The sequence below is a fragment of the Curvibacter lanceolatus ATCC 14669 genome (assembly GCF_000381265.1).
Lineage (GTDB): Bacteria > Pseudomonadota > Gammaproteobacteria > Burkholderiales > Burkholderiaceae_C > Curvibacter > Curvibacter lanceolatus.
Genome location: NZ_KB906253.1, coordinates 344,746 through 362,355, shown reverse-complemented (window position 1 = coordinate 362,355; position 17,610 = coordinate 344,746). Strand labels below are relative to the sequence as shown.

The following is a 17,610-nucleotide window of genomic DNA, read 5'->3' as shown; positions in this document are numbered from 1 at the left end:
GAGTCCTGCGCATTGAATTTGACATGGATGAGATTAGCAAATGCAACAGGACACCATTCCATCCAGGTTATTTCCAGATGACGATGCCAACAAACAGGAAAACAAGCCCCAAAAATCGTCAAAAGTGGGCTTGTGGGGCATTTTGTTGATTGGAATGTTGGTTGCACTGGGCAGCCTGGCGATTGCCAGGATATTTCACAGATTATTCGGGTAGAAGAAAGACCAGCCATCTTGACCACCAAGATGGCTGTGCTGTCCTGGGCCCTTGATGGCCAGAATTGCTCCGAATAACTTCTACAGCCCTCGTTGACGGCCATTATTTTGCCGAGGACAGATGCTCCAATGAGGCCAGAAATTCAGACGCGTTCTGGTATCCAATCACCCTCTTGACAGGGTCACTGCCACCACGGTGGTCAAAAAACAGGACACTGGGCGGACCAAATAGCCCAAATCGCTTCATCAGCGCCCTGTCCTCCGTGTTGTTGGCGGTGACATCCGCTTGCAAAAGCCTCACATTCTTCAATTTCGTTTGAACAGATGGATCGCTGAACGTCATCGATTCAAACTCCTTGCAGGCGACACACCAGTCTGCATAGAAGTCCAGCATCACTGTCTGCCCTCGTTGGCGGGCATTCTGCATTTCAACCTCAAGTTGGTCCAGGCTGACCACTTTCTCGAATCGCAGAGATTTGTTGTCACGAGGGGCCGCCGCGACTCCATTTTGGGGTGTTCCAAGGCCTCGCAAATGGGCCAGTGGCTGCACCACAGACTGTCCACCTGATGCTGCCCCCAGCAACAGGATCGAGGCAACGGCAATCGCAGCGGCTCCGCCAGCACGGGCTGCCACGGAAGAGCGTGAGTGCAGCGCAGTCCTCGCTTCAAAGATACCCAGCAAGGCGCCGGCAACCAGGAACCAAATGGCCCAAAACGCCATGTGAAGGGGCGCCAACAAAACGGGGGACACAATCCAGATGGCAACACCCAGCAGCATCATGCCGAACACCTGTTTGACCCGCTCCATCCAGGCACCGGCACGCGGCAGCAGACTGCCAGCGGACAGCCCCACCAGCAGCAGGGGGACACTCATGCCCATGGCCATGGAGAAAAGCGCCATGCCGCCCAAGACAACGTCTCGGGTCTGGCTGATGAACACCAAGGCCCCTGCCAGAGGAGCTGCCACGCATGGGCCAACCACCAGCGCAGAAATCCCGCCCATCAAAAACACGCCTAGAAACGAGCCGCCTTGAAAGCGGTTGGACCACTCCGTGGCGCGACTCTGGATGAAGCTGGGCATCTGCAACTCATACATCCCGAACATCGACAAGGACATCCCTGCCAGCAACAAGGCAAACGAGCCGAGGACCCAGGGATTCTGAAGCGCAGCGGCGAGCCCTTCTCCCGCAAGGCCGGCCATCACACCAAACGCTGCATAGACCAGTGCCATCCCCACAGAGTAGGCAGCTGAGAGACCAAAGCCCTTGCGCCTGCTGATCGCGGTGCCTTGACCTGCGATCAAGGACGAAAGAATGGGGACCATGGGCAACACGCAAGGCGTGAAGGCCAACAACAGGCCAGCCAAGCCAAACAGACCGGCAATATGCAGCCAGTTTCCCGATGCCAAAGTGCGCTCAATCTCCGAACTGCCCAGGTCCGCAGTGGGGGCCGACGTCACGAGCGATGACGTGGAAGCGGCTACCGCCGTGATGTCGGGCGTTTTGACGGTGCCCGAGCTATCGGTGATCTGGACACTGCCTCCGGCTTTGTTCGTGCTGGCCGTCCAATTCAACGACGCGGTCTCAGGGGGGTAACAGAGTCCGGCATCGGCACAACCCTGCCAAGTCAGTTCGACACCGTTTCCTTGCCCGACTGGAAGTGCGACGAGCACGTCGGCAGCGCCTTCATAGACCTCCATGTCCTTTGAGAAATTGGCGTCGTAGACCTTTTTGCCCGCGGGCAAGGTGACGGCCTCATGGGTGATGTCTCGGCCGTCAAGCCTGAGGTGAATGCGATCCCTGTAGAGGTGGTACCCCTTGGCGATCTGCCAATGAAGTCGCAAGGTCGAGCTGTCCACGATCTGGGCACTGAGTTCAAAAGCTGCTGTTGCAGCAAGAAACTCATCTGCGGCCCAAGCAGATCCCAGCGTGCTCAAGAAGATCAGTGCAGAGGAGGCCCATCGCCAGGTGGCCTTGTGGAAATAGTCAAGCATGTTCATTGTTCCAAAAATCCTATTCAAAATGCCATCGCGCCGGCTTGGGGAGCGCCGGCAAAGGCGCTGTCGCTCCCCAGTCTCAAGCTGAAGTCAGCCTGTACCGCCGAGGGCTCAAATGCCGGGATTGGCCAAGTACGCGGCAAGATCGCTGGCTGCAGTCGCATCGATCGTCGGCTTCAGAAAGCCCATTCCTCCCACGTTGTTGGTGATCGCGTTCAGGATCGTGGATGGGGAGTTCGCCCCCTTCAAAACCTTGCTGACATTGGCAGATGGATTGGCGGTGTGGCACATCGCACAGTTCGCTGAATACAGCGCCTTGCCATTGGCAGCCGCTGGTGCTGGTGCTGGTGCTGGTGCTGGTGCTGGTGCCGGAGCGGGAGCAGGAGCAGGAGCAGGAGCAGGAGCAGGAGCAGGTGCAGGAGCAGGAGCAGGTGCAGGTGCAGGTGCAGGTGCAGGTGCAGGTGCAGGTGCAGGAGCAGGAGCAGGAGCAGGAGCAGGAGCAGGAGCAGGTGCAGGAGCAGGTGCGTTGCCAATCCTCGCTGGGTCACCGACCCAGCTGCGGTTGGCGCCTTGCGCTAGGCCTTTTGGACCTCCAACGCATCCTGCGAAATCAGGGTTAACAGGCCCCAGTGGTCCAGGCTGGAGCCGATGAGCTGACCACCGCTTTCACCGTGGCCGGCAAAGTCGAACGCCGCGCTGGTGTGGCCGTGGGCGGCCAGGGCCGTCAGCAAGGGCCGAAAGCCCTGGCGCGACGACTGGCCGCCGCCATGCAGGGCCAGGAGGTGGGGCGGTTCGGCAAGCGGGCTGCCATGGTGCACGGTGCCGCGCAACACGGTGTCGCGCAGCGTCAGCTCGAAAGGGGTGGTGTCAGGCACGCCTGGGGTCTCCGTCGATAAGGGGCCGGGCGTGGCCGGCAGGCGCCGACTCTAACCCACCCAGCCCACCTGGGGCCTGGGCCCCGGCGCTCTCAAGCGGGGGTCCATTCGAACGGCGCACCGTGCGTGGCGGCCAGGGGCAAGGCGTGGGTCGATGCCCCGGTGTGGCCAGCGCCCAGGCGCAGGCTGGCCCCCAGCACACCCTCTCCCCGGGTGTCCAGCAGGTGTTGCAGGCTGCGGGCCGGCGCCGTGTCGGCGTCAGCCACCGGGGCCAGCAGGACCAGGCGTTGAGTGCCCAAGGACAGCACCGCCTGTTCGATGCCCAGGCCGCTGAGCACCGTGTGGCCCAGCAGCGGCTCGGCCGCCCCCAGCAGCGCCTGGTAGCGCGACAGGCTGGCGGCGAGGTCACGCACCACCAGGGTCAGCGCCGCCACGCCTTGCACGCCGTTGGCATGCACGCGCACCTCGCCTTCACGCACCCGCAGGGCACGGGGGGTGACGTCGCCACACAAAAAGGGCAGGTCGGGGGTGGGCGGTATGCCCAGTTGCCACACCAGGCGCTCGCCATCAGGGCGCAGGCGGCCGCCCTCGATGGGGCCCTGGTAGTTCAGGCCCTGGGCTTGAGCGCCTTGCACCACCTGGCCCACATCGTGGGGCAGCAGGGCAAAGTCGACAAAGCCTTCGTAGCCGCTTTGCTGGTGCCTGCCCCAGCGGTGCGAGGCCGCGGGCTTCAGGAAGGCGATCAATTCGAGGTAGCTGCCATCGGCAAAGCCGATCAGGGCATTGTGGGTGTTGCCGTCGGCATGGGTGCCGCCGTCCTGCACGGTGAAGCCCAGGGCGGTGTACTGGGCGACCGCTGCCGCAAGGTCTTTGACGTGGATGACCAGGTGGTCCAGCGACAAGGGCGATGAGGTGCTCATGCTGCAGCCTCCAACGATGCCGAGGCGCTGCGGGTGTGCTTCACCACACCGCGCACCTGCTGAGGCTGGCGCAGCAGGTTCAGGATCGGGCAGCTGCGCTCCACCGCTTCAAACAAAGCGTCGATCTCTTCCGTGCTGGCCGGAGAGCTCAGATGCACGGTGTAGGCCAGGTCATGGGGCCAGACCGGAATGTGTTCATGGCCGGGCTTGCCGGCACGTGGATCGATCTGCCCGCTGATCTCGACCTCCAGGCTGTCGATCGGCACCTCACGGTCAGCGGCCTGGATCAGGAAGATGTGGGTCACGCACGAACCCAGCACACCCAGCTGCAATTCGGGCGAACTGGGCCCGAGGTCGTAGCCCGCAAAGTTATAAGGGCTGTCACTGATGATCTGGTGATCACGGATGCGGATGCGGCGCACCCCGCTGCGCCCTTCGGCGCTGACCTTGGCGGCCAGCCGGGCGGGCTGGCTTTCGCCTTGCGCCGTCTGCGCGTGGCGGGCGCGCACGGCGGTGCGTTTTTCGGCCAGGTAGTCATTGAGAGTGGTCATGAACAGGTCTTTCGGGTGGAAAGCCAGGCCCGCTGATCAGGGGCATGGCAGCACCGGATCTTCAAGGCCCTGACGCGTCTTGAAACGAAGACTTCCGCATCAGCTTAGAAGCAGACCGAGGCTTCAGCAGCCGAACCACCTGGGTGACAAGCACCGATGAGCCCCACGGTGGCCAGTTGTCTCAGATCGCCCGCAGCCCCCCACACACCGGGGCATTCCACAGGGTGATGACGCGGCGCTGCGGGTAGCCCTGCTCAAAGCCCAGCACGCTGAGGGATGTGGGGCCCAGCGTGAAGTGCTGGCCCTGGGTCACCGGCAGGCCGATCCAGCGTGCGGCCAACACGCGCCCGAACTGGCCGTGCGAGAACAGAATCACCGGCCCGCTGAGGTCTTGCAGCTGGGCAATGAGCTGATCGGCCCGGGCCGCCACATCGGCCGGGGTTTCGCCCCCGGGGCAACCGTCGGCCCACACGCTCCAGCCCGGGTGCAGCACCTGGATGCCGGCGGTGCGCAAGCCCTCGTAGTCGCCGTAGTCCCACTCGGCCAGCAGGGGCTCGTTCTGTACCACGGCGCCGAGGCCGGCCAGTTCGCAGGTGGCCCGGGCGCGGCGCCGCGGGCTGCTGAGCACCCGGGAGAACGCGATGTCGCGCAGCGGCGCCGCCAGTTCGCGGGCCATGGCCTCACCGGTGGGCGTGAGCGGCAGGTCGGTGCTGCCGGTGTGCTGGCCCGACAGGGTCCAGGCGGTTTCGCCGTGGCGCACGAAGAAGATCTTCAAGGCGCCCGTCATGGGATTTCCAGTTCGGCGGTGTAGCGCCCGCGCAGCGCCGCCACATTGCAGCGCACCCGGTGCATCAGGGCCGCCCGGGCGGCGCCTTGCTGGCTGGCCTGGCCGGCCCAGATCTCGAGCGCCGGGTGTTGCAGGGCCCGGGCAAACGAAAATGACACGGCCCAGGGCAGGCTTGCATCGGGCACCGCATGCAGGGCATTGAGCCGGCTGCTGGCCTGCGGGCCGCTTTGCCCGCCCGACAGCAACACAATGCCCGGCACGGCGGCCGGCACCGCTCGGCGCAGGCACTGCAGCGTGGCCCGGGCCACGTCAGCGGCGCTGTCCTGCTGCGGCCCGTCCAGCCCGCTGATCACCATGTTGGGTTTGAGGATCAGCAACTCCAGGGCCACCCCTTGCCGCTGCAACTGGCTGAACACGCTGCCCAGCAGTGCCTCGGTCACCTGCTGGCAGCGTGCCAGGGAGTGCGGGCCCGCCATCAGCACCTCGGGCTCGACGATGGGCACCAGACCGGCCGCCTGGCACAGGCCGGCATAGCGCGCCAGGGCGTGGGCATTGGCCTCGATGCAGGCCAGGCTGGGCCGGGCCAGGTCATCGACACTGCAGACGCCGCGCCATTTGGCAAAGCGCGCACCCAGCGCCCGGTAGGCCTGCAGTCGCGGGCCCAGGCCGTCCAGCCCCTCGGTGACCTTCTCGCCCGCATGGCCGGGCAGGTCTTGCGTGCCCAGATCCACCTTGATGCCGATCAGCACGCCGGCGTCCTGCGCCAGCTGCGCCGTGCTGACCATGGCCCGCCCGTTGTCCAGCGACTGGCGCAGGGTTTCGTCGTGCAGTATCACGCCGCTGATGCCCTCGCCCAGTTGCGGCGTGCCCAGCAACAGCGCGCGGTAGGCCTGGCGCATCTCGGGCGTGGGGGCGATGCCGGCCGCCACCAGGCGCTGGTTGCAGGTGCCCACGCTCTCGTCCATGGCCAGCAGGCCCTTGCCCGACACCAGCAGGGCGCGCAAGGTGTCGATCATGGGGCCCGCCCCGCACTGGCGGCGGGCCAGCGCCAATCGCGGATCTCGGGCAGATCCTGGCCGTGCTGGTCGATGTAGCGCTTGTGCGCCAGCAGCCGCTCCTGGGTCCATTGGCGCAGGGGCTCGGCGCGGGGGCCCAGCTGGGGCAGGCACTCCAGCGCGTGCTGAATCAGGTGAAAGCGGTCCAGGCGGTTTTGCACCCGCATGTCGAAGGCGGTGGTGATGGTGCCCTCCTCCTGGTAGCCATGCACCTGCAACTGCCGATTGGCGCGCCGGTGGGTCAGGCGGTGCACCAGGCCGGGGTAGCCATGAAAGCCGAAGATCACCGGCTTGTCGCGGGTGAACAAGGCGTCGAAGTCGGTATCGCTCAGGCCCTCGGCATGGTCGACGGGCGACTGCAGTCGGCCCAGGTCCACCACGTTCACCACGCGCAGGTGCAGCTCAGGCAGGTGCTCACGCAGCAAGGCGGTGGCGGCCAGGATTTCCAGCGTGGGGGTGTCGCCGCAGCAGGCCATCACCAGATCGGGCCCGGCCGGGCCTTCGTTGCCGGCCCAGGCCCAGGCGCCCAGGCCCTGGGCGCAGTGCGCTGCGGCCGCCTCGATGCCCAGCCACTGCGGCAGGGCGTGCTTGCCCGCCACCACCACGTTGACGCGGCCCAGGCTGCGCAGGCAGTGGTCGGCCACCGCCAGCAGGCAGTTGGCATCGGGCGGCAGGTAGACGCGCACCAGCTCGGGCTTCTTGCTCAGCACATGATCGATGAAGCCGGGGTCCTGGTGGGTGTAGCCATTGTGGTCCTGCTGCCAGACGTGCGAGGTCAGCAGGTAGTTCAGCGAGGCGATGGGCCGCCGCCAGGGCAGGTCACGGCTCACCTTGAGCCATTTGGCGTGCTGGCTGAACATCGAATCGACGATGCGCACAAAGGCCTCGTAGCTGTTGAACAGTCCGTGGCGCCCGGTGAGCAGGTAGCCCTCGAGCCAGCCCTGGCACTGGTGCTCGCTCAGCATCGAATCGAGCACCAGGCCGTCGGGCTGCAGAAACTCGTCGTTGCCCAGGGTTTCGGCGTCCCACTGGCGGTTGGTCACCTCGAAAACGGCCCCCAGCAGGTTGGACACGGTCTCATCGGGCCCGAACAGCCTGAAGTTGCGCTGCGCGCGGTTGAGCCGCATCACGTCGCGCAGGTACAGGCCCAGCACCTGCGTGTCCTGGGCCTGCAGCGCGCCGGGCACGGTGAGCGGCCGCGCGTGCTCCCGGAAATCAGGCAGCAGCAGTGGGCGCAACAGCAGCCCGCCATTGGCATGGGGGTTGCTGCCCATGCGTTGAAGGCCCGTGGGCGCCAGCTCGGCCAGTTCAGGCAGCAGCGTGCCCTGTTCATCGAACAGCTCTTGCGGCCGGTAGCTTTGCATCCAGGCCTCAAGCAAGGCCAGGTGCTGCGGGAACTCGGGGCTGACCACCAACGGCACCTGATGCGATCGGAAGGTGTTCTCGATCTGCAGACCGTCCACCGTGGCCGGACCGGTCCAGCCCTTGGGCGAGCGCAGCACGATCAGGGGCCAGGGTGGCCGCTCACCGCCTTCGTGCTGGCGCGCCTGGCGCTGGATCTGCTGGATCTGCGCCACCGCCAGGTCCAGTGCCACGGCCATGCGCTGGTGCATGGCCATCGGCTCATCGCCCTCGACAAAGATCGGTGCCCAGCCGCAGCCCTGAAAGAACTGCGTCAGGGCTTCATGCCCGATGCGCGCCAGCAGCGTGGGGTTGCTGATCTTGAACCCATTGAGGTGCAGGATGGGCAGCACGGCACCGTCATGCACCGGGTCGAGCAGCTTGTTCGAATGCCAGGCTGTGGCCAGCGGGCCGGTCTCGGCCTCACCGTCGCCGACCACACAAGCCGCGATCAGCTCGGGGTTGTCGAACACCGCGCCAAAGGCATGGCTGAGCGAATAGCCCAGCTCGCCGCCTTCGTGGATCGATCCCGGCGTGGTGGGCGCCACGTGGCTGGAGATGCCCCCTGGGAAGGAAAACTGCTTGAACAGCCTCTGCAGGCCGGCCAGGTTCTGCGTCACCTCGGGGTAGACCTCGCTCCAGCTGCCTTCGAGGTAGACCTGCGCCACCAGGGCCGCCCCGCCGTGCCCAGGGCCGGCGATGTAGAGCATGTTGAGCCCGTGCTGGCAGATCACGCGGTTCAGGTGCACGTAGATGAAGTTCTGCCCCGGCACCGTGCCCCAGTGCCCCACCACCAGGGGCTTGATGTGCGCCAGGGTCAGCGGCTGGCGCAGCAAGGGGTTGTCGTACAGATAGAGCTGGCCCACGGCCAGGTAGTTGGAGGCCCGCCAGTACGCATCCATGCGCTGCAGCAGATCGGGAGACAGGGAGTCGGGGGTCATGGGTGGGGCTTCCGGTGTTCGAGGGCCTGAGAGCGCTCCAAGTTAGCCGCGGCCCCCGGGGCGGTCTGTGCGCTGAGCCACCCGGCCCGGTGTGCCAGGCCACAGACACAGGGCGGGCCAAGCCTGCACATTGGGCCAACATGCCACGCGCCGGCGCCTGCGGCGGCGGGCGTGCTCATTCACGGCACAGGCGCAGGAGTCGAACGATGCAACTCGGCATGATCGGATTGGGGCGCATGGGGGGCAGCATGGTGACCCGGCTGCTGCGCGGGGGCCACGACTGTGTGGTGCTGGACCGCGAGCCGCAGGCCATTGCACCGCTGTTCGCCCTCGGGGCCCGGGGCGCGGCCTCCGCCCAGGACCTGGTGCAGCAATTGAGTGCGCCACGCACGCTGTGGCTGATGGTGCCGGCCGCGGCGGTCGATGCCTTGCTGGCCCAGCTCATCCCCCTGCTGGCCCCGGGCGACACCGTGATCGATGGCGGCAACTCGCGCCACCGCGACGACCTGCGCCGCGCCACCCTGCTGCGGGCCACAGGCATCCACCACCTGGACGTGGGCACCAGCGGGGGTGTGGCGGGGCTGGAGCGCGGCTACTGCCTGATGGTGGGCGGCGATGCCGCCGTGGTGCAAGGCGCCGCGCCGCTGTTCGAAACCCTGGCCCCCGGCAGCGGCACGGCCCCACCCACCCCCGGCCGGCCGCCCCACACCGGCACCGCCCGCCATGGCTGGCTGCACTGCGGGCCGCACGGCGCCGGGCACTTCGTCAAGATGGTGCACAACGGCATCGAATACGGCTTGATGGCGGCCTACGCAGAGGGCTTCAACCTGTTGCAAAGCGCCGGCATCGGCCGCACTGGCCTGACGACGCAAGGCACGCAGGCCCCGGCACCCAATGCCGAGACCGCCCCCCTGGATGCGCCCGAGCTGTATGCCTACGACATGAACCTGGCCGACATCGCCGAGCTGTGGCGCCGGGGCAGCGTGGTCAGCTCCTGGCTGCTCGACCTGAGCGCCGAGGCCCTGGTGGCCGACCCCACGCTGGCCGCCTTCGAAGGCCGGGTGTCCGACTCGGGCGAGGGCCGCTGGGCGGTGCAGGCGGCCATGGACGTCGGGGTGCCCGTGCCGGTGCTGAGCGCCGCCCTGAGCGCGCGCTTTGCCTCGCGCGGCGAGAGCGGCTTTGCCCTGCGCCTGCAGTCGGCCATGCGGCATGAGTTCGGCGGCCACGCCGAAACGGCCCCTGCAAAAGACGAATCACACTGAATCGGCCACCTCAAAAGAATCAGGGCGCCGGAGCCTGTCGGCTGCCGGCGCCCTGTAGGGCCGGTAGGGCCTGTGGGGCCTGCCTCGGCTCAGCGCGAAGCCGGGGCCGAAGGCTTGGCCGCTGCCTTCTGGGCATGCTGGGCGGCCGTGGCGGTGTGGGTTTCGGCCTTCTTTTCGGAGCTGGCTGCGGCGGCCTTGTCGCCACTGGCATGGTGCTTGGCCGCATCCTTGTGCGCGGCCGAGGCCAGGTCCAGGTGTTCTGCGCTCTTCAAATGGTGCTGCTCCGCCGACTTGGCGCCGTCTTTGGAGGCGTCTTTGGCGGCGGCATTGCTGCTTTGGGTCAGGGTCATGGAATCACCTTGTGCTGGTTGGGTTGACGAATGCTGAACGCAGACATTGCGCTCAGGTACAGATTCTTGAGCCGTGGGCCAGGGCGGTCTGTGCGACATGGCACCCAGATCTGCAGCGCACTCAGATCGTCTCAGCGCGCTGGTGCGAGCGGCGCTTCTTCCGCGCGACGCCACTCACGCAAGATGCCCCCTGACTCCACCGAGCCATGGGCGGCGCTGGGCTCGTTCATGCGCGACAGGCAGTCTTCACGGGCGTGGTCGCGCTCGGGCAAGGCCTGGCAACGCCGCACCTGGTTGTGGCGGTAGCGCGCCGCGTCCGCGCTGCGGGTGGGGGCTGGCACGGGCTGGGCGTGGGCGGCGTTCGCCTCTTTCAGGCAGGTGGCCCGGTCCTGGTGGCTGCTGCCATCGAGGCAGCTTTGGCGCTCGCTGCGGTAACGCCGTTCACGGTCCTGGGCCTCGGTGGGGGGCAAGGCCAGGGCCGAGCCCAGGGTGCAGGCCAGGGGCAGCGCCAGGGCAAGGCGGGGTATCCACAACCGAAATGAAGCACACATGGCAAACCTTTGGAAAGTTGTTTTTCAGGTCCCATGATTCTGGTGAGCGGCATGGCGAGCTTCTGTGCGTCAGCACACCGCCCCCTGGCGAAGGCGCAGCGCCCGTTGGGCCGCAATGCCGGGGCGCTGCATGGATAATCAGCCCACCAGTCAACCCGCGGCACGCTGCCCCAGGCACACGTCCCTGCAGCTTGCCCCCATGCCCTAGCCCCACCATGCCCCTTCAAGCCACCCACCTTTGCCACCTTTCAGCCGCACTGCTGATCGCTGCAAGCTGTGCCTACGGGCCTGCCCAGGCCGACAGTCTGGCCTCTTCGGCCTCCAGCGCCGGCTCGTCGGCCAGCGGCAGCGTGTCGGACTCGCTGCACGGCTCCAGCAACAGTTCGGCCGACAGCTCGCGTGATGGCCGGCAGGTGGCCAATGGCGACTACCGCATCCTGGCACTGGCCCCGGTACCGGAGCGCCCAGGCAAGCTCCGCCTCACGCTGCAATGGCAGGCGGCCATGCCGGTGGGTCAGGCGACGGCCGCCGCCGATGCGGGCCTGCTGATGCTCGACCTGCCGGCCGAAGTGGTGCGCGCCCAAGACCTGAGCACCGGCGGCACGGTGCATGCCGAACGCCGCGTGTACGGCATCGAGTTCAGCCAGCCCGAGACCCGGAAAGCCTTCTTTCTGGTGCTGGCCGACGACTGGCACGACGACCTGGCCGCCCGCCGCGTCATCGGGCTGTGAGGCTCCGGGCGATCCGCGCCCTGCTCGCAGGTCTCACTCTGGCCTGCGGGTTGGCCACAGCCCATGCCGCCGGCCTGGCTTCTTCTCAATTTTGCGAGCGCAGCCCCACCCTGAGCGCAGGCGAGCAAGACACCCTGCTGCGCTTTGCCGGTGTGCTGCGCGCCGAGCTGGACGCCAGCGGCGAAGACACGGTGCTGATCAGCCGCTCGGGCCTGGACCTGTCGGAGTTCGGGCTGCGCTACTCCCATGCAGGGGTGGCCCTGCGCGACCGCGAGACCGGGGTGTGGCGCGTGCGCCAGCTGTACTACGCCTGTGACGAACAGGCCCCGCGCCTGTACGACCAGGGGCTGGCGGGCTTTGTGATGGGCTCGGAGCGACCCCAGCGGGGCTACTTGTCCGTCGTACGCCTGCCGCCTGCCGCGGCCCAGGCGCTGCGCGCAGCGGCCCTCGACACGCCCGCCGCCCTGCAACTGCTGGCCAGCCGCTACAGCGCCAACGCCTATGCCTGGGGCCTGCGCTACCAGAACTGCAACCAGTGGGTGCTGGAGCTGATGGCCCTGGCCTGGGGTGCCCTGCCGCGCGGCCCCGATCTGCGCGCCCAGGCCCAGCAATGGCTGCGCCAGGCCGGTTACGCCCCCGAGCCCGTGCAGGTGCCCTCGCACTGGTTGATGTTCGCCTCGACCTTTGTGCCCCTGGTGCACCTGGACGACCACCCCGAGGACGACCGTTTTGCCTTGCGCCTGAAGGTCAGCGTACCCGCCACGCTGGAGGCCTTTGCGCGGGCGCGCTGGCCCGACAGTCAGCACCTGGAGCTGTGCCATGACGGGCCGCAGGCTGTCGTGCATGAGGGCTGGGCGCCGGTGGACGAGGCCTGCCACGCCGGCCAGGCGGATCGCCTGCAACCGCTGCTTTGACGCCCGCTGCCCACGCAGGCCCACCCAGCCCGAGTGGCACCTGGGAGCATGGCGCCGGCGCCCACTCCACACGCACAAAGTTGCTGTAGATCGCCCCAGTCACCCCGGCACGGCTGTAGCGCCGCCACGGCGCCATCGGACGAACCGGCCACAGCCGAGGAGGCGCTGAACACCGGGCTCACGCCCCTTCGGGCTTGCCGATGGCCTTCAACACCGCCGGCCCGATGATGCGGTGCATGGGCGTGACCGGCAGCATGTAGATCTTGCCCAGCAGGTTGTGCACGTGCACCACGGTGGTCACGGTCACGGTGGAGGGCCCACCCGCCGGGTCTGCGGCTCGGTGCACCGACAGGGTCACGTCCAGGTGCTTGTCCTGGTCGCCCAGCAGCACCTCGTCGGGGGTGTTTTTGATCAGGGTGAAGATGCCCACACGCTCGCCCACGGCGTAGGCCGAGGCGGGCTTGGCAGGGTCCAGCCGCGACAAGGCGCCCAGGTCTTTCAGGCCCAGCAGGGACACCACCCGGTTGCGCAGCACCATCAGCGTGTCAACCCAGCGCGGGGTATGCCGCAGGGCCTGCAGAAAATGGTCCAGGGCGGTGGTCTGGCGGCCCGCCACGGCGATGGCGTTGGCGTCGTGAAAGTAGGCACCCGGCAGCAAAGGGCTGATCAGGCTGCCGGCCGGGGCCTCACAGGCATAGGGTCTGGCGTGCATAAAGGTCACCGGTTTGAAATTCGCAAAGGCTGAAAGCCGAGGCATTCAGGCTTTGTCGTTGAGTATCTGCAGCTTGGCCAGCAGTTCGGTCACGCTGAAGGGCTTGGCAATGTACTCGTCCGCCCCGGCCATGAGGCCGTCGAACTGGTCGACCAACTGGGCCTTGGCGCTCAGCATCAGGATCTTGCAGCGGTGGCTGGTGTCAGCCCGGATGGCCTTGCAGACCTCCAGACCGTCCAGCCCCCCGGGCAACATCACGTCGAGCAGCACCACATCGGGCTTGTGCTCGGTGTATTGATCCAGCCCGCTGCGCCCGTTCACGGCCTCGAACACCTCGCAATCCATGAAATCAAGCGCCATCACGATCAGTTGCCGCACCGAGGCGTTGTCTTCGATGATCAGGATTTTCATGCTCCTGCCTTGCCTCAAATGAAAGTCTGGGGTACCAGCTTATCAGCCGCAGCAGTGAAAACAGCAAAATCTCGACAAGTCAGGCCGCAGTCAGATGCTGCGCGCTAGGGTATCGGCTCCTCCTGGAAGACCCATGCCCTTGCCCAAAGAACGCCCTGTCGATGACTCTGACATCGACGCTGAGACGCCCTCCTGGCAGCCCCTGCCCGGCGCCAGCAGCCACCCCGGCGCATCGCTGTGCTGGGTGTGGCTGAAGGTGCTGGCCGTGGGTTTTCTGCTGGCGCTGGCCGTGGGCCTGATCGGACTGGCGCTCGATGTCCTCTGGCTTTGATGCGTTTTCCGGGGGGGGCTCAGACGTTTTACTTTGTTGTGCCAGGCCGACAGCGGCGGGAACATGGGCCCACCGACACCCCAGGGTGTCGGCCGGGTGTGCCGCCCCACAGACGGCTGTGCGGCAGCACGCCAGCATCCATGATCCAGCCAACACAAGGAAGCCGTGCCATGAATCACCATGTCTACCAGATCAGCGAACTCACCGGCTCGTCGCCCACCAGCAGCGACGACGCCATCCGCCAGGCCCTGACCAAGGCGGCCGAAAAATCCCCCGACATCAAGTGGTTCGAGGTGGTCGAGACCCGTGGCCAGGTGGTGCAGGGGGCCGTGGCCCACTGGCAGGTGACGATCAAGGTCGGTCAGACCCTGGGTTGAGACCTTCAGCCCGGTGCAGGCCGGGCCTCGAAACCCGGCCCCTCGAATACCGTGACGGGGGCGACTCCCAGGCCCTGCGGCCAACCTCCACCCGGGCCTTCTTGCGAAGGTCACATGCGACTCGGTTGACATAACTTCATCTTTCCATATTTTTCTGGAACTTTGTAAAGACGACCTCGTCTACCCCCTGCGGCGCTGAGAGCAGCCCGCCCTGCAGCCCTGCGTGGCTTCGGGTGTTGGAGATACATCAGGGAGAAAATACAAAGTGAGCCATCTCAACAACCTTCGTCGGCCGCTGTTGGCCGGATCCATCGTGGCGCTGCTTGGGCTGAGTGCCTGTGGCGGTGGCGGGCTGGATGCCCTGGTGGGCGGCACGATGTCGGGCCTGCCAACAGGCCAGCAGATCGTGTTACAGAACAACGGTGCCGACGATCTGACACTGACCCAGAATGGCGATTTCCGCTTTGCCTCGGAACTGAAAGCCAATGCCAGCTACAGCGTCACCATCAAAACCGCGCCCACCGGGGTAACCTGCACCGTCACCAATGGCAGCGGCAAGATCAGCAACACCGGCTCGTCGGTACGAAACATCAAGGTGAATTGCGATACCGGCCCCTCCATTGGGGGCACCCTCACCGGGCTGCAAAGCGGCTACAGCGTCACCCTGAGCACCAACGGCATGGCCCTGGTGCTGGCGCAAAACGGTGACTTCCGCTTTGCCAACTCGCTGCCCAACGGCACGACCTACAACGTGGTGGTGGCGCAGCAACCCCTGGTGGGCACCTGCCAGGTCACCAACCCGACCGGCGTCACCGCCACCAACAAACTCTCGTTGGTCAGCGTCGGCTGTCAGTGAGTCGGTGAACTAGGGCCCGTCGACCTTGCGTGGGGTCCCCGGGCGCCTCACATACACAAGATCCCACTCGGACTCCTGCACCAGCTCAAATCCATGACGCTGGTAGAAGTGGTTCGAGCGGCTGCCCCGCAAGGCCGTCACCCGGACCGGCAGGCCCTGAGCGTCGGCCTGCATGAACACCTCGGCCAGCACAGCGGCACCCAGGCCCTGGCCCTGGTGATCCGGGTGCACATACAGGTGCTCAAGCAGCCACTGCCCATCGTCTTGCCTCAGCACCACCACACCGACCCGGCGCCCAGCCAGCACCAGATGCTGGGTGCAAGCTGGCGTGAAGTGCTCCAGAAAACGGGCTCGGGCGCGTTGGGGATCAAAGCGGCCCACACGCTCCAGGCTGGGGCGCATGGCCGCAATGCGCAAGGCGACGAGTTCCTCGGCATCGCGGAGTTGGGCGGGTTCAAAGTGAAGCGTCATGGCTGGCCTTGAGCATAGCGCTCGCGGCGCCGGCAGCTTCTCAGGCCGGTGAACCCGCTGCCCCCGTCAAAGCGCCAGAAGACCGTGCCGCTCAGCCAGCAAGCGGGAAATCTGCTGCACATCGTTCACAAAAGCCCGGCCTTCGTGGCGTTGAGCATCGGCAGGCACAGGGTGTTGGTCGCCCAGCACCAGCACGGGCAGGCCCTGGTGGTCGGGGCCCAACAGCTCGATGACGGCCTGACGCGGGCGCTCGAAGGGCACGCGCGAGACCTTCAGTTGCGCGGCAGCGCCAGCGGGTGCCGTGGCCAGCAGGCCTTCGAGCACATTGCAGTCGGGGCAGGCAAAGCGGGCCTCGGGTGCGCGGCCGGGGCGCACGAAGCCGGGCTGGATCAGGATCAGGTGGTCTTGGCTCATGGTGTTGGTGTTTCGTTGTTTCGCAGACGCGCCCACCCGGCCGGGCCCCATGCCCAGGCCAGTAGCGATCCCGTTGGATGCTAGGTCGATCGGCGTTCCGCCACCAAGCCCGAATTGCGCTTTAACTTATACAGAAATGATCGTTGGCGCAGGCACGCGGGCGCGGCAATCTGGCAACCAATCGCTTGACCCGACACCCGACTCACAGCCAACACCATGACACACCCAAACCGCTTTGCCACCCCCTTCGCCCTGCGCCCGCTGGCCCTGGCCGCCGCCTTGATGGCGCCCCTGCTGGCCCAGGCCACCAACGGCTACTTTGCCCACGGCTACGGGGCTGCCGCCCTGGGCACGGGCGGGGTGGCCATTGCCCTGCCGCAAGATGCGCTGGTGGCCGCCAGCAACCCGGCCGGCATCACCGCCCTGGGCGACCGGCTGGATCTGGGCCTGAGCTGGTTCGGGCCGCGCCGCAGCGCCAGCATCAGCGGCAATGGCGTGGCACCCGACGCCACCTACAGCGGCGACAGTGCGCGCAACTTCTTCCTGCCTGAAGCGGGCACCACCCGCCGCATCGATGACCGCTGGCACGTGGGCCTGGCGGTGTATGGCAATGGCGGCATGAACACCGATTACGCCAGCAACCCCTACGCCCGCTTTGGTGCCACCGGCTCGGCCGGGGTGAACCTGGAGCAGTTGTTCGTCACCCCCTCGGTGGCCTACAAGCTGAGCCCCGAGCACAGCCTGGGCCTGGGCCTGAACCTGGCCTATCAACGCTTCTCGGCCAAGGGCCTGGGCCTGTTCAACGGCTTCTCGCAGGCGCCGGGCCAGGTCAGCGACCAGGGCGATGACACCAGCACCGGCGCGGGCCTGCGCCTGGGCTGGACCGGCCAGGTGGCCCCCGGCGTGACGCTGGGCGCCACCTGGGCCTCGAAGATTTCGGGGCGCTTTGACAAGTACCGCGGCCTGTTTGCCAACGGCGGCAGCTTCGACATCCCCGAGAACCTGGGCCTGGGTGTGGCCTGGACGGCCACCCCGGCCCTGACCCTGGCCGCCGACTACCAGGTGATCCGCTACAGCCAGGTGGCCGCTGTGGGCAACTCGGCGGCCAGCCTGTTTGCCGGCCAGCCCCTGGGCAGCAAGCCAGGCTTCGGCTGGCAGGATGCCAAGGTGCTCAAGCTGGGCGCCGTGTACCAGGCCCGGGGTGACCTGGTGCTGCGCGGCGGCGTGAGCGTGACCAACCAGGTGGTCCCGGCGGGAGAGACCTTCTTCAACGTGCTGGCCCCCGGCGTGATCCGCACCCACCTGACCGTGGGCGCCACCTGGACCCTGCCCAGTGGCGGCCAGCTGACCGGCTACTACGCGCGCGGCCTGGGCGAAACCGTCAACGGCAATGGCTCGATCCCGGCCAGCTTTGGCGGCGGCAACGCCAATGTGCGGCTGAAGGAAAACATCATCGGCATCGCCTACGGCTGGAAGCTCTGAGCCCGGACC

General features: G+C 66.7%; 22 protein-coding genes and 1 pseudogene. 9 read left to right on the top strand and 14 right to left on the bottom strand.

The window, feature by feature from the left end; translation table 11 throughout:
* The first annotated feature begins 40 nt into the window (after positions 1 to 40).
* Positions 41 to 214, top strand: coding sequence for a hypothetical protein (locus tag F624_RS34625; protein ID WP_019572539.1), 174 nt, complete (start codon positions 41 to 43; stop codon positions 212 to 214).
* 102 nt (positions 215 to 316) lie between these two features.
* Here the strand turns inward: F624_RS34625 and dsbD are convergent, their stop codons facing one another.
* Both dsbD and F624_RS35485 read right to left on the bottom strand, forming a co-directional pair.
* Positions 317 to 2,206: a protein-disulfide reductase DsbD gene (gene dsbD, locus F624_RS0101785; RefSeq protein WP_043425343.1), complete on the bottom strand. Its 1,890-nt coding sequence runs from the start codon at positions 2,204 to 2,206 to the stop codon at positions 317 to 319.
* Between the two features lie 114 nt (positions 2,207 to 2,320).
* Positions 2,321 to 2,536: pseudogene (locus F624_RS35485) on the bottom strand (c-type cytochrome); the annotation flags it as partial.
* A gap of 8 nt (positions 2,537 to 2,544) precedes the next feature.
* Between F624_RS35485 and F624_RS35480 the strand changes: the two are divergent.
* Positions 2,545 to 2,829: a hypothetical protein gene (locus F624_RS35480; RefSeq protein ID WP_019572536.1), complete on the top strand. Its 285-nt coding sequence runs from the start codon at positions 2,545 to 2,547 to the stop codon at positions 2,827 to 2,829.
* Here the strand turns inward: F624_RS35480 and F624_RS0101770 are convergent.
* The 6 genes from F624_RS0101770 to F624_RS0101745 form a co-directional block, all read right to left on the bottom strand.
* Positions 2,785 to 3,084 (bottom strand): alpha/beta hydrolase family protein, encoded by a 300-nt coding sequence (locus F624_RS0101770; protein ID WP_019572535.1) that lies wholly within the window; start codon positions 3,082 to 3,084, stop codon positions 2,785 to 2,787. The genes F624_RS35480 and F624_RS0101770 overlap by 45 nt on opposite strands.
* Before the next feature lie 92 nt (positions 3,085 to 3,176).
* Positions 3,177 to 4,004, bottom strand: coding sequence for a VOC family protein (locus F624_RS0101765; RefSeq protein WP_019572534.1), 828 nt, complete (start codon positions 4,002 to 4,004; stop codon positions 3,177 to 3,179).
* Positions 4,001 to 4,555 (bottom strand): OsmC family protein, encoded by a 555-nt coding sequence (locus F624_RS0101760; RefSeq protein ID WP_019572533.1) that lies wholly within the window; start codon positions 4,553 to 4,555, stop codon positions 4,001 to 4,003. Before F624_RS0101760 ends, F624_RS0101765 begins: the two co-directional genes overlap by 4 nt.
* 181 nt (positions 4,556 to 4,736) lie before the next feature.
* Entirely contained in the window at positions 4,737 to 5,342 is a 606-nt protein-coding gene (locus F624_RS0101755) for a histidine phosphatase family protein (RefSeq protein WP_019572532.1), read from the bottom strand.
* Entirely contained in the window at positions 5,339 to 6,358 is a 1,020-nt protein-coding gene (locus F624_RS0101750) for a class I fructose-bisphosphate aldolase (protein ID WP_031253846.1), read from the bottom strand. The genes F624_RS0101755 and F624_RS0101750 overlap by 4 nt, the downstream gene beginning before the upstream one ends.
* Positions 6,355 to 8,739: a phosphoketolase family protein gene (locus F624_RS0101745; protein ID WP_019572530.1), complete on the bottom strand. Its 2,385-nt coding sequence runs from the start codon at positions 8,737 to 8,739 to the stop codon at positions 6,355 to 6,357. Before F624_RS0101745 ends, F624_RS0101750 begins: the two co-directional genes overlap by 4 nt.
* A 206-nt stretch (positions 8,740 to 8,945) precedes the next feature.
* Between F624_RS0101745 and gnd the strand changes: the two genes are divergently transcribed.
* The gene (gnd, locus tag F624_RS0101740; protein ID WP_019572529.1) at positions 8,946 to 10,001 is read left to right on the top strand and encodes a phosphogluconate dehydrogenase (NAD(+)-dependent, decarboxylating); all 1,056 of its coding nucleotides are present in this window, start codon (positions 8,946 to 8,948) and stop codon (positions 9,999 to 10,001) included.
* Between the two features lie 89 nt (positions 10,002 to 10,090).
* On the opposite strand, the gene F624_RS0101735 is transcribed toward gnd, so the two are convergent.
* Complete coding sequence (locus F624_RS0101735; RefSeq protein ID WP_019572528.1) at positions 10,091 to 10,351, bottom strand: hypothetical protein; 261 nt, start codon at positions 10,349 to 10,351, stop codon at positions 10,091 to 10,093.
* A 131-nt stretch (positions 10,352 to 10,482) separates the two neighbouring features.
* On the bottom strand, positions 10,483 to 10,902 hold the full coding sequence (locus tag F624_RS33170) for a hypothetical protein (protein WP_157443273.1): 420 nt from the start codon (positions 10,900 to 10,902) through the stop codon (positions 10,483 to 10,485).
* 215 nt (positions 10,903 to 11,117) lie between these two features.
* Here F624_RS33170 and F624_RS34615 point away from each other — a divergent pair, with 215 nt between their 5' ends.
* Both F624_RS34615 and F624_RS0101720 read left to right on the top strand, forming a co-directional pair.
* On the top strand, positions 11,118 to 11,633 hold the full coding sequence (locus tag F624_RS34615) for a hypothetical protein (RefSeq protein ID WP_019572526.1): 516 nt from the start codon (positions 11,118 to 11,120) through the stop codon (positions 11,631 to 11,633).
* A 50-nt stretch (positions 11,634 to 11,683) separates the two neighbouring features.
* On the top strand, positions 11,684 to 12,547 hold the full coding sequence (locus F624_RS0101720; protein WP_019572525.1) for a DUF2145 domain-containing protein: 864 nt from the start codon (positions 11,684 to 11,686) through the stop codon (positions 12,545 to 12,547).
* 178 nt (positions 12,548 to 12,725) lie between these two features.
* Here F624_RS0101720 and F624_RS0101715 read toward each other — a convergent pair whose 3' ends face one another.
* Together F624_RS0101715 and F624_RS0101710 are read right to left on the bottom strand one after the other, a co-directional pair.
* Positions 12,726 to 13,259, bottom strand: coding sequence for a DUF2867 domain-containing protein (locus F624_RS0101715; protein WP_019572524.1), 534 nt, complete (start codon positions 13,257 to 13,259; stop codon positions 12,726 to 12,728).
* Positions 13,260 to 13,304: 45 nt separating this feature from the next.
* Complete coding sequence (locus tag F624_RS0101710; RefSeq protein WP_019572523.1) at positions 13,305 to 13,670, bottom strand: response regulator transcription factor; 366 nt, start codon at positions 13,668 to 13,670, stop codon at positions 13,305 to 13,307.
* Between the two features lie 133 nt (positions 13,671 to 13,803).
* Here F624_RS0101710 and F624_RS0101705 point away from each other — a divergent pair, with 133 nt between their 5' ends.
* From F624_RS0101705 to F624_RS32050, 3 genes are all read left to right on the top strand, one after another.
* Entirely contained in the window at positions 13,804 to 14,001 is a 198-nt protein-coding gene (locus F624_RS0101705) for a hypothetical protein (RefSeq protein ID WP_019572522.1), read from the top strand.
* 170 nt (positions 14,002 to 14,171) lie between these two features.
* Complete coding sequence (locus F624_RS0101700) at positions 14,172 to 14,378, top strand: dodecin (RefSeq protein WP_019572521.1); 207 nt, start codon at positions 14,172 to 14,174, stop codon at positions 14,376 to 14,378.
* Between the two features lie 265 nt (positions 14,379 to 14,643).
* Positions 14,644 to 15,234, top strand: a complete 591-nt coding sequence (locus F624_RS32050) for a hypothetical protein (protein WP_019572520.1) — start codon at positions 14,644 to 14,646, stop codon at positions 15,232 to 15,234.
* A gap of 9 nt (positions 15,235 to 15,243) precedes the next feature.
* On the opposite strand, the gene F624_RS0101690 is transcribed toward F624_RS32050, so the two are convergent.
* Both F624_RS0101690 and F624_RS0101685 read right to left on the bottom strand, forming a co-directional pair.
* The gene (locus F624_RS0101690) at positions 15,244 to 15,705 is read right to left on the bottom strand and encodes a GNAT family N-acetyltransferase (RefSeq protein ID WP_019572519.1); all 462 of its coding nucleotides are present in this window, start codon (positions 15,703 to 15,705) and stop codon (positions 15,244 to 15,246) included.
* A gap of 66 nt (positions 15,706 to 15,771) precedes the next feature.
* A complete protein-coding gene (locus F624_RS0101685; protein ID WP_019572518.1) occupies positions 15,772 to 16,119 on the bottom strand; it encodes a DUF3088 family protein in 348 nt (115 codons plus the stop codon).
* Between the two features lie 216 nt (positions 16,120 to 16,335).
* Here F624_RS0101685 and F624_RS0101680 point away from each other — a divergent pair, with 216 nt between their 5' ends.
* Complete coding sequence (locus F624_RS0101680) at positions 16,336 to 17,601, top strand: OmpP1/FadL family transporter (RefSeq protein ID WP_019572517.1); 1,266 nt, start codon at positions 16,336 to 16,338, stop codon at positions 17,599 to 17,601.
* Positions 17,602 to 17,610 lie beyond the last annotated feature (9 nt).